A 12,056-nucleotide genomic window follows, 5' to 3' on the forward strand; every position below is an offset into this window, starting at 1 on the left:
CCCGTAACAATGATGATGTCGCAGGAATCCCAGCCAAGCTGATCCATCTCCTCCCTGCTCATCGGCAGGAACGGCGCTGGCCCGAAACATTCGGCCCAATATTTTGGATAGTCAAATAACGGCTTGGCTGCTTGCATGTCGGACGACCGGTGTTGAGATGAAAAATCGCGGGCGCGGAATATAGCACAAAATTTGACCAATTCCGACGGCAGTGGTCGGTTTCTCTCCGGGCTCGTTCCATTGGCCCAAAAACCGCCCGACCGCGCACATTGCCGCACCGCGACCCGCGCCAGTCGAACCCGATACACCGTTGCCCTCCGGGGCATCGCGTCCACTACGACAACCCTTCAAGGATGAAGAAATGTCACCCAAACCGCCCACTAGAGGCACTGTCACCGTAGAGATCCACGCTCGCCCCGGCGAACCGGCAGGCGGGTCTGCGCCAAGGCGCGATACAACAAAGCCTGTCGATTCCTGCCCCGCGACGGCGATAGCGGCACCGCGTGTCGTGCGACCGGGCAGAACACCGGCCGCCGTCGACCTTGATGCAATCCAGCCAGTGCCCGCCATCACCATCCAGCCAACACCCGCGCCGCTGCCCGCAGCCGCACTCGGGCCAATGCCGCTGACGCATTACCGGATCAGCACCGATGCGCATCTTCCGCCAGCCAATGAGCAGGGCTTGCGAACCTACAAAGGTCGCCAGTACGTCGATGTTCCCGGCGGCACCGTACAAGTCGCGGCAATTGCGGAAAACGGCCCGTATCGCGCCCGGCTGGCGAGCGAGCTGAGCCCTTCCGGGCCCGTGCTGGTGAGGGCCGCCGACGGCAAACTCTGGCACCCGGCAGTGGAGCCTGCCGCCGAGATGTTGTATCCGTTGACCGAAGCACGTCTGCAAGGCTTTCTCACGGATCTCGACTTCACCGATGTCGAGCCCGACAGCCATGGGTTGCACAGCTTCGACGGCAAACGCTACGCGGTGATTGAACGCCGCGCCTATCAGGTTCTGCATGATCCCGAGGCCTCCACCGCGCAGATTTCGGTGATGCGTATCGTGCGCCCCGATGATGCGGTCGCCGCAGACGGCGACAACCGCTTTGTCGCCACACGCCCGGGAAGGTCCGAGCCGATCGTGTTCGATGAACAACACGGCTGGCGGGGCATCGTCATTGCCGGTGCAGGCGGGATGCGCCGCTCGAAACCCGACAAGGTGCAACGTCTTACCGCAGCTGATCTGATACTCGAGTTGCAGACCCAGACCGAGTTGATCCATCAGGGCGCAACGCGTATTGACGATCTGGACGCTGCCTGGCGTGTGGTGAGAGGCACAGAACTCGAGAAAGGCGCACTCGTCCAGCTCGAAGTACAGCTTCATCGACAACTGGCAGCGTTGGAGCAGGCCGCCAACTTCTACATCAATGAACGGGATACCCTGCAACCCCTCAAAGGCAGCGCCCTCTACGCCGGTGACCTGCACAACATTCAGAAAAAACGCATTGAAGCCTATACACGGCTCATGAGTGCCGGTGATTCACGCAAGCGGCTGGACATCTCTTTCTACAATGATCCTTTCGAGGCCTATCGCTCGACGGTCAATTACCTGAAAAGCAAACTGGCCCTGCTGGAAAAGCGCCAGCAGATTGCCCTCGACATACTCAAGCGAACGCGTGCGTCGGAAAGCGAACTGATCGACATCGGGTTCTACCCGACAGAAATCCATGAGACCAAGGCGTTCTGGGTCGATGCCAAAAGCCGCTTGCTCACCGATGTGCCGATTACCGACAACAACTTCAAACCGATCCACCTTGCTTACGCTTTTACCGAAACAACGTTTGCCTTTCGTGACATCGACAGTATCCCGGTGGCGGCACGCATCGCGGTGCTGAGCAACCTGGTCGACCAGTGCGCGGCGATCAGAGCCTCGTACGAAGACCTCGAACTGCCACCTGGGCCGGTGCATGCCAGCTCGCGGCAGGAAATCATCGAAGCCATTCAGGCCTTTGAAAACACCCTCGAAAACCGCATCGCTGTCGACCACCGCGACCTTGAAAGAACCACGTCGCTGCCATCACAGGATCAGTCGATCGATTTCGACTTCATTCCTGCACAACGCAAAAACCAACCGGCACCGCAAGCCAAAAGAATGTTTCGCAGCAAACACCACGGTGTCTACAAGATCCGGGTCGGACAGACACGCCGCAACGCCTTGGGCGAAGAGTTGATCGATGTCATGGATCCGCACAACCCGGCAAAGGTCATGCAAACCTACGAGCGCCGCGAAGGGGAATGGCAGCGATTGGTGGCCACGCAAGAAAGAAATCTGTCGACCCTGATCACCCAGGCCGGCGTGCATCTGGAACAGACCGAGACGCACCTCAATACCGCCCGCAAGGATGAGCGGGCAAAACGCAACGCCACCAACATCGTCGAGCAACTGGGTGATGCCGCCGAAGCGCTAGACGACCTCGGTCGACAGATCGAACGCGCGCCGAACCCGGCGAAAAACGACATCGCCGTGCTCGTTCAGCGCCTGCGGCAAGACAGTGAGCGCTTGCGCCGCGAGGGCGAAGACATCCGGATCCGCTTGTACAAGGACAAGTCCTTTCTGAGCGCCGACCGAGTGGCGTATCTGATCAGCCAGGATCACCTGAGCGTGAGCAAAATCCAGGTACGGCTCGAGCAAGGCAGGGGCAAGTACAAACACTTCATCGATATCTATGCGCTGAACGACAGGCATACGGGCGAGCCGTTGTGGCAGGCGCATTTCCATTACGAAAAACGCAACAGCGCCGCGCTGGATTTCATGGTCAAGGGCGGTCACCTCAAGACCCTTGCACAAAGCGCGACGGGCAGTAACTCGCAACGTCGGGATGAGCAGGCCGGGCGGCCGCATGTGGCGATCTGGCGGGAAACCCTCGATGGTCGAACGGCACAGAAAATCTTCGAACTGGCGCCCTGAGACCGTTACAAAAACCAGCCCCCCCCTCTTCAAGGATGAAGACATGTCACCGAAACCACCCGCAAAAGGCGTCACCCGCGTAGATGTCCATACGCGCCCTGGCGAACAGCCAACCGGTCCTGTACGGCGCCCGATTGACTCCCCCACCGCACGCGCTGTGCGTACCACTCAACGATCGGACAGCTCGCTGGCCGACGCTGACCTGGAGGCAATCACTCCAGCGCCAACCGTAAGCATCAGTCAGCCTTTATCCACCCCTGAAGTGGTCAATCCGGCATCGCAACAAGCGCTCAGGCATTACTGGATCAGCGCCGAGGCCCAGCTTCCGCAAGCTGACGCCGAGGGATTCAGGACTTTCAGGGGACGTCGTTACGGCAATGTGCCGGAGGGCGGCGTCGTGCATATCGTGACCGAGCCGGAAACAGGCCAGTACCAGGCAAAACTGCCGAGCGAATTGCAGCCTTCTGGTCCGATGCTGTCCTACGACCTCGGCAGTCAGCTGTGGCGCCCGCTGGCTGACTTTGCCCCGATCACCTACCCGTTGCCGATCGGTCGCCTGCTGGATTTTCGCACTGACCTGGATTTCACCGGCGTCGAGCCCGGCCCTGACAAGCTGCATCGCCATCAGGGAAAACTGTACGTGGTGATCGACAAGTACGCGTATCAGATTCTCCATGATGAGGATTTTTCCTCGCCGCAGACACCGGTCAAGCGCATTGTCCGGGCAGAGGATGCTGTCGCCCGTGACGATCAGAACCTTTACGTCGCGACACGCCCGGGCCGCTCGGAGCCGATTGTCCACGACGCGGTGGAAGGCTGGGTGGGCATTCTGGTCGGTGGCATAAGCGGCATGCCGAGGGCCAGAAAAAGCAGCATCGCAGCAACGGCAGTGGCCAGTCTGGAGCTGCGCCTGAAAAACGACACGGAGGCGATCAATCAGGCGGTAGTGGATTCCAGGCAACTGGAAACCGAGTGGCGCGAGGCAAAAGGCAAAGAGGGCGAAAGAGGCGCAGCGATTGCGATGGAAGTACAGATTCGCCGATTGATGCTTCTACTGGATGACTCCGCCAGTTTTTACCTGAACCAGCGCGAGGCGTTGGCCATGGTCAAAACCAGCACCGTCTACAAAAAGGAGTTGATCGAAAGGCAGATAGCGCAAATCGCTGCCTACACCCGCCTGATGTTCGTCAGGGATGCGCGGCACATGCAGGAACTGCGCACGCCCGTGGATATTCTCGAGGCCTATCGCACGGCCGCGACCTATCTGGCGAACAAACTGACGCTGATGGAAAAACGCCAGCAAATCGCAAGTGACGTCCTCAAAAGCTCGCCCTCGTCACAGAGTGAATTGACCGAAGTGGGTTTCGACCCGACTGATATTCACGCGGTGACCGCACGCTGGGTTGATGCGCGCAGCCGTCTGCTGACGGAAGTGCCGATGGGTGCAGATTTTGTTCCAGCGCAACTGGCGATCGCGTTCTCGGAAGCGACCACCGCTTTTCAAGCCATCGAGCGCATGCCCGACGACGCCCGAATCGCCGTACTGAGCATGTTGCTGGACCAGTGCGCGGCCATCCGCGCTTCTTACGAACGTTTTTCCCTGCCGCCTGATCCAGCGCATGTGAACTCGAGAAACGAAATCACCCAGGCGATACGAGCCTTCGAAAATACCCTGGAAGAACGCCTGGCGCGCTACCACCATGATCTGGAAAGAACCATGGCGCTACCGATCCACGACCAGCCCATCGACTTCGACTTCATCCCGGCCCAGGAGCGTACCGGGGTAACGCCACCGCCCAAGCGAGTATTCCGCGCCCGCCATCATGGCAACTTCAAGATCTGTATCGGCCAGCCTCGGCGAACCCCGGCGGGCGATGAAGTGATTGATGTGATGAGCAGCGACAACCCGACTCAGACGTTGCAAACCTATGAACGCAAGGAAGGCGAATGGCAAAGGATCGTCGCAACGCAAGACAAGACCCTGGGCGCCCTGATGGCAGAAGCCGACGACAGCCTTGCAGCCGTCGAGGCACACCTGGCCAGTGCCCGCCAGGACGAGAGAGCGAAGGAAAGCGCAGGCAACATACTCGATGCACTGGGTGCCAAGGCGGAAGAACTCGATGACTTGCGCGTGCAGATCGAACAGGCGCCCAACCCGCTCGCCACCGATTTAGAGCCGCTGATCCAGCGCCTGCGCCAAAGCAGTCAGCGCTTGCGCAGCGAGGGCGAAGACATTCGCGTACGCCTCTATAAGGACAAAACCGTTCTGAGTGCCGACCGGGTGGCGTATCTGATCAGCCACGGTCACCTGAGCGTCAAGCAGACCCACGATCGGGTCGAGCGAGGCAAAGGCCAGCAAAAGGAATTTCTCAGCATCTACTCGGTGAATGACAGGCAAACCGGTGATCCCCTATGGCATGTCCACTTTCATTATGAAAAGCAGGACAGCCCGGCGCTGAACTTCAAGGTCAAGGGTGGCCATCTGAAAACCCTCGCGCAAAGCCGATCCGGCGTGACATCGCAGCGTCTGGATGAACAGGCCGGCAGACCTCACGTGCGCATTTGGCGCGAAACCATCGATGGCAGGACCGCGCAAAAAATCTTTGATCTCGCGAACTGAACAATTGCACCGACCGGCACAGCAGTGCCGGCCGGTAACCGGTCATATCCCGTTTTAACTCGGCAATGACGCCGAAAACTGCTCAGCAATTCCCTTACGGAAACTGACGCAACACTATTCAAGGACGAAACTTTCATGCCTGTAAAACCACCCACTCGAAACACCGTCAGTGTCGAGGTGCACACACGTCCCGTGCAGACAGACAGTCCACGCCTGCCGCGACCGGACATCCTGCCGCACCTGGACTTCGATACTCCGACCGTGACAAGGCCGCGCCACCCGACACCTGCGGGCAGCACACCCGCCCACGCCGACCTGGACATCATCACCCCGGCGCCGGTCACTATCAGCCAGACTCCCTCCACCGTCATCGTCTCCGCACCTGCGCCGCGACCACTGGAACATTACCGGATCACGACAACAACGCCGCTTCCGCTGGCTGACGCCGACGGTTTCATTACGCTCAAGGGACGCCGCTATGTCGAGGTGACGGAGGTTGGCGTCGTCCCGGTCGGAGTGGATCCGCACACCGGCCAGCACCGCGCCAGACTGAGCAGCGAACTGCAACCTTCGGGGCCGGTGCTGGTTCGCGATCCGCAGAGCAAACTGTGGTATGAGCTGGACGACTCGCCCATCACTTTTGCGCTGAGCGACAGTCGCTTGCACGCTTTTCGCACAGAACTGGACTTTACCGGCGTCGAGCCCGGCAACGATGGCCTGCACCGGTTTGACGGCAAGCTCTATGCGGTGATTGAAAAGGTCGCCTATCAAGCCTTGCACGATCCTGAAGCCACCACGGCCCTGACGCCGGTGATGCGCATTGTCCGGGCCGACGATGCCGTCGCCGCCAGCACCGACAACCAATATGTCGCGACACGCCCGGGCCGCTCGGAAGCCATTGTGTTCGATCCGCTGGACGGCTGGCTCGGGGTCAATCTCCCGGGTGCAGGCGGCATGCACCGCGCCGGGCAAACTCCGCACCGCCCACTGATGGAGCGTTTCACCAGCGCACTCAATCGCTTGAACAGCCCGGCGGCGCGCGCGCGCAAGCTGTACCCGTCGTTTAGCGAAGAACAAGTCAGGACCTTTATCCAATCGTTGGGGGACGATGTCCCGGGCGGTCTGGTACGTCGCGAAACCGATTACAAGACCCTCAAGAAAGAATTGACGGCCTGGTCTCGCACCCACACGCAATCGCCGGTGCCGGCCGCCAGCAAAGCCTGGATAGAGCTCGCCGTTGTGGAGATCAAACGCTGTTGGCGCCAGCAGACCGGGACAACGCTGAAACTGCTACCTGCCCCGGACGGAACCACGTTGCCGCCGCTCAAAGCGGACTTCGGCCATGTCCGGACGCTCGAGCTGGACAAGATTACCTGGTCAGACACCGCCGACACGTTTCTCAGCAGTTTTTCGGGGCTGGAGCACCTGACCGTCACCCGTACCACCCTGGAAAAGCTGCCCGACGCTGTCGCCACCTTGAAAACCCTGAAGGCGCTGGACCTGAGTTCCAACCGTATTCAGCTGGATGCCACCGCTGCCGCCGATTTGAGCACCCTCTCCCGGCTTGAGCGAATCGACCTGTCCGGCAATCCCCTTGGACAGACACCGGACTTCAGCGCCATGGCAGCGTTGAAGGTCGTCAATCTGAGCAATACCCGCATCGACCAGTGGCCGACGGGCCTGGAACAACAGACAGGGCTGGAACTTGTCGATCTGCGCCAGAATCGTCTGAGTGAAGTACCGGAAACGATCCTAAACCCACCGGCCGATCAGTTGCAGGCACGCGCACGGATCAACGGCGTCACGCTGCTTGAAGACAATGCGTTTGCGCAGGGTTACTGGAGAACGCTGGAAGGGTTTTGGCGACGCGTCGCCGCTGCACACCCGGAGCTCGCGCCCCACACTGGCAGCGGCGCGTTCAGACTGGACGGCGACACCGCCGACATCGTCATGGTGCAACGCCTGCATCCCGACAAGGATGCGCAAGCGGTCAAGGACTTCGTCCTGGAAATGGACGACGCCGCGCGAACCGGGCTGGCCGCACGCGTGCAGGAACTTGAGCGGCTGGAGACGCAACTGGAGGAATACGTTCGTAGTCACAACAGCAGCGCCACAGCTGATGACTCAACAAAAAAGTCGGTGCAACGAATCGCGAGGTCAATCAAGGCGTGCTGGCTACGCACTACCCGGCATTCACTGTTGTTTTTCCTGGAGGGCGGACCACTCCCGAATCTGAACGCGGATTTCAGCCACGTTAGTTCACTGACCCTGAAAAGCATTGTCTGGTCGGATGCGGCCGACGTGTTCCTATCCAACTTCCCCCATCTGGAGCACTTGTCCATCACTCACTCCGGGATTGGAAAATTGCCCGGAAAAATTAACGAGATGAACAAACTCAAGCACCTCGACTTGAACACGAACCGTATTGAACTGGACGAGGAAAGTGCAGCAACACTCAGCGCGTTGAGTCAATTGGAAACGGTCAATCTTGCCGATAACCCGGCGCTCAAACTGACGCCTGACTTCAGCGCCATGTCTGGCCTGACCTCCCTGAGCCTGAGCCATACAGGAATCAGTCAGTGGCCTACCGGCTTGCAGGACAAGACCGCGCTGACCAACCTGGATCTACGCAACAACCGCCTGCGTGAGGTACCGCAGGCACTCCTTGATCCGCCCGTTGAGCAATTGCCCTTGGTCGCTCGGATCAACGCCGGTACCTTGCTTGAAGGCAATGCCTTTCCCTCAGCGTACTGGAGAAAATTCGACGGTTTCTGGCGACGTCTGAACACGGCTCATCCCGAGTTGTGGGGTACCGCCCAGCCCTCGGCATTTGATAGCGAAAACTCAAGAGCGCAGCGATACCGACGACTCTTTCCGAGCAAGAGCATCAAGGAATGTCGGGAGTTCATCTGGGGTCTTGAACGCGGGACCGTGGCGACGAAACTCAACAGCCTCGAACAGGAGTTTGGCGTGCTGAAAACCCAGCTCGACGCCTGGGTATTTTCTGGAGGAGGCAATCGCGGGGGTTACGTTCGGGCGTTCCAATTGGAGGCCAACGCACTGACCCGCTCGGACCGGGTCAAGGCCAGTGAGCGGATTATCAAGTGCTGGCGCCGAGAAACACCGCAGAGACTGGCCAATGACCGCACGCCCATCGGGCTGGAACTGGATCTCAGTGGCCTGATTCTGCCCACCTTGCCGGACATTGACGTCGATTTCAGTCATGTCGGTTCTCTGCGATTGAGCAATATGGCGCTGAGCACTTCGCCGGAAGGCTTTCTGACCCGATTCCGCCATGTGCGCTGGCTGGACCTGTCACAAAATGAGCTGCGCGAACTGCCGCCGGCCGTTGGCGAAATGAGCGGGATGACTCGACTTTTCCTGCAGAACAATCAGATTTCCCTGACCGCCGACACCGCCCGCGTACTGTCCGAGCGCACAACACTGCGAGCCCTGTGGCTGCACGAAAATCCGCGACTGGGCATCCCGCCGGACTTCAGCCAGATGACCGACATTCGCTCGGTTAATCTGGCCAACACCGGGATCGACACTTTCCCGAGCGGAATAGCCGATCAGCCATTACTGGATACGTTCAATCTGAGCAACAACCGAATCACAGACATTCCGGATGCGGTCATCGCCCCGCCAGACGATCGACTGGCCCATACGGTGCGCATCAACAACGTGACTGACATCAGGAACAATCCGCTGTCCGCCGAAACCCAAACCCGGCTGTTCCAATACGACGAGCGCTTGTTAGCGGCCGAGATGCCGCTGAGGGGGCTGCGCAACCTGATCGACACGGCACGAGGCCATGCCCCCGTCGTACGCCCAGCGACAGATGATCCGATGTCACGCTGGACATCGGGCCTGACGACAGATGAGGTAACAGCCAGAAGAAGCCAGTGGCGAACACTGCATGAGCAGCCGCGCGCGGAGGGTCTGTTCGATACGCTTGAACGCTTGCTGGACATTCCGACCGGTCACCACGACCTTCAACGACGGGTCTGGAAGCTGATCGACAGCATCACCGAAAACAATGCGGATTCCGAACGCCTGCGCAAAGAGGTATTTGACCGGGCGGGCGACGCCGCCTGTTGTGATCGGGCGGCATTCACGTTTACCAATCTGGAAATCCTGACGATGGTGCACGATGCGCGCAGCCAAGCTCGAGATCATGCTCAAGGCCCGCAACTGTCTGCACTTTCCAAAGCGTTGTTCCGTTTGCATGAGGTCGACAAAATCGCTTCGGCGGACATTGCCCAGCGTGAGGCCAGGATCCTCGAGTCGAGGCCCCAGGGAGCCGCAGCGCAGGTAGCGCCTCACGTCCGTGAGGAAGTCGAGATCCGGCTTTTCTATCGCCACCGCCTGAAAGACCGACTCCAACTGCCGGGACAGCCTGAGCGAATGGGTTTCGATAATTTAGTCGAGGTGTCCAAGGCGCAACTGGATGCGGCGTACGACAAAGTCATCGCACTGGACAATTCACCTGAAGCATTCGACGCCCTGGTGTCGAGGCAGTTCTGGCAGGAATTTGTCACTCACAAGTACCGGGTGCAATTTGAAGTGCAGCAACAAACGTTTCAGGATCGCCAGGCGACTCTCGATGACGCGCACGCCGCCGGGACGCTGGCATTCGCCGATTACGACGCGCAATCGAAGGCGCTGCAAACATCGCTGGCGAAAGTGGAAGAGGCGCTGATCGTCACGTTGTCCCGACAGGAACTGAACGAGCATTCCGCGCGCCACACCGGCGAGGAGGCAGCCGGCGGAACTGAATGACACGCGGGGTGAGGACGGCTGGCCGGTTGATACCGGCCAGCCATTATTCGTCGTCGTCGAAGTTGTAGCTGCCCGGCGCAAGGTTCTCGAAACGGGTGTACTTACCGATGAACGCCAGACGGATAAAACCGATCGGGCCGTTCCGCTGCTTGCCGATGATGATTTCGGCGATGCCTTTGTGCTCGGTCTCCGGGTGATACACCTCGTCCCGGTACACGAACATGATCACGTCGGCGTCCTGCTCGATCGCTCCGGATTCCCGGAGGTCGGAGTTCACCGGACGTTTGTTGGGACGTTGTTCCAGCGAGCGGTTGAGCTGCGACAACGCCACCACCGGGCAGTTGAATTCCTTGGCCAGGGCTTTCAGGGATCGCGAGATCTCGGAAATCTCGTTGGTCCGGTTGTCACCGCTGGAGCCCGGAATCTGCATCAGTTGCAGGTAGTCGATCATGATCAGGCCGACATCGCCGTGCTCACGCACCAGACGCCGGGTCCGCGCACGCATTTCCGACGGGCTGATACCGGCGGTGTCATCGATGAACAGCTTGCGGTCATTGAGCAGGTTGACCGCCGAAGTCAGGCGCGGCCAATCATCGTCTTCTAGCTGACCGGAACGCACCTTGGTCTGGTCGATGCGGCCGAGGGACGAGAGCATACGCATGATCAGCGATTCGCCTGGCATCTCGAGCGAGTACACCAGCACCGCTTTTTCGCTGCGCAACACGGCGTTTTCCACCAGGTTCATCGCGAAGGTGGTTTTACCCATCGATGGACGGCCGGCGACGATGATCAAGTCGGACGGTTGCAGGCCGCTGGTCTTCTCGTCGAGGTCGGTGTAACCGGTGGACAGGCCGGTGATGGCGTTGTCGGTGTTGAACAGGGTGTCGATGCGGTCGATGGCCTTGGTCAGCAAATCGTTCACACCGACCGGGCCACCGGTCTTCGGCCGCGCTTCGGCGATCTGGAAGATCTGCCGTTCGGCTTCGTCGAGAATCTCGGCGGCGGTGCGACCTTCAGGATTGAAGGCGCTGTCGGCGATTTCAGTGCTGATGCCGATCAGTTGGCGCAAGGTTGCCCGCTCGCGGACGATTTGCGCATAGGCCTTGATGTTGGCGACGGACGGCGTGTTTTTCGCCAGCTCGCCAAGATAACCGAGGCCGCCGACTTGCGAGGTCTGACCTTCCTTGTCCAGTTGCTCGGACAGGGTCACGACGTCGATCGGCATGTTCTGATCGGCCAGTTTGGCGATCGCACGGAAAATCAGACGGTGGTCATGTCGATAGAAATCGCCGTCGGAGACTTGATCGAGCACGCGTTCCCAGGCGTTGTTGTCCAGCATCAGACCACCGAGAACAGCCTGTTCGGCCTCGATGGAATGCGGCGGCACCTTCAGGGCAGCGGTTTGCAGATCGTATTGCTCGGGAGCGGAGATATCGTTCATGGCCACTTGTGTTTGTTTGGAAAAACAGGGAATTCAGAAAGACAAAGGGCACGACCTGTAAACAGGATCGTGCCCGATGTTAACCGTCTGACGGACAAGCCGCCAGCCGATCAGGTGTTGCTTAAGCTGCTACCACGACAACGCGTACGGTGGCTTCAACTTCGGCGTGCAGGTGCACAGCCACGTCGAATTCACCCACGTTGCGGATGGTGCCGTTCGGCAGACGAACTTCGCTTTTCGCAACTTCAACGCCG

Annotated in this window: 6 protein-coding genes; 3 read left to right on the forward strand and 3 right to left on the reverse strand. The window is 59.6% G+C overall.

Annotated elements, in window-relative coordinates:
* A partial coding sequence (locus ACIONG_RS28435; RefSeq protein WP_401304187.1) for a hypothetical protein occupies positions 1-137 on the reverse strand: 137 nt, incomplete at its 3' end.
* Between the two features lie 422 nt (positions 138-559).
* Between ACIONG_RS28435 and ACIONG_RS28440 the strand changes: the two genes are divergently transcribed.
* From ACIONG_RS28440 to ACIONG_RS28450, 3 genes are all read left to right on the forward strand, one after another.
* Positions 560-2,959, forward strand: coding sequence for a hypothetical protein (locus ACIONG_RS28440; RefSeq protein ID WP_401304178.1), 2,400 nt, complete (start codon positions 560-562; stop codon positions 2,957-2,959).
* Between the two features lie 43 nt (positions 2,960-3,002).
* A complete protein-coding gene (locus tag ACIONG_RS28445; protein WP_401304181.1) occupies positions 3,003-5,579 on the forward strand; it encodes a hypothetical protein in 2,577 nt (858 codons plus the stop codon).
* A gap of 135 nt (positions 5,580-5,714) precedes the next feature.
* Positions 5,715-10,361, forward strand: coding sequence for an NEL-type E3 ubiquitin ligase domain-containing protein (locus tag ACIONG_RS28450; protein ID WP_401304184.1), 4,647 nt, complete (start codon positions 5,715-5,717; stop codon positions 10,359-10,361).
* Between the two features lie 43 nt (positions 10,362-10,404).
* On the opposite strand, the gene dnaB is transcribed toward ACIONG_RS28450, so the two are convergent.
* Positions 10,405-11,802, reverse strand: a complete 1,398-nt coding sequence (gene dnaB / locus ACIONG_RS28455) for a replicative DNA helicase (protein ID WP_007915846.1) — start codon at positions 11,800-11,802, stop codon at positions 10,405-10,407.
* 121 nt (positions 11,803-11,923) lie between these two features.
* On the reverse strand, positions 11,924-12,056 hold a 133-nt coding region (locus ACIONG_RS28460; RefSeq protein ID WP_401304189.1), incomplete at its 5' end, for a 50S ribosomal L9 C-terminal domain-containing protein.

The sequence above is a fragment of the Pseudomonas sp. NPDC087817 genome, from assembly GCF_044742875.1.
Classification (GTDB): Bacteria; Pseudomonadota; Gammaproteobacteria; order Pseudomonadales; family Pseudomonadaceae; genus Aquipseudomonas.

Excerpts from the sequence above, each read along its gene's own strand:
- dnaB (WP_007915846.1), bottom strand. The coding sequence starts at position 11,802 with ATGAACGATATCTCCGCTCCCGAGCAATACGATCTGCAAACCGCTGCC.
- ACIONG_RS28445 (WP_401304181.1), top strand. The coding sequence starts at position 3,003 with ATGTCACCGAAACCACCCGCAAAAGGCGTCACCCGCGTAGATGTCCAT.
- ACIONG_RS28450 (WP_401304184.1), top strand. The coding sequence starts at position 5,715 with ATGCCTGTAAAACCACCCACTCGAAACACCGTCAGTGTCGAGGTGCAC.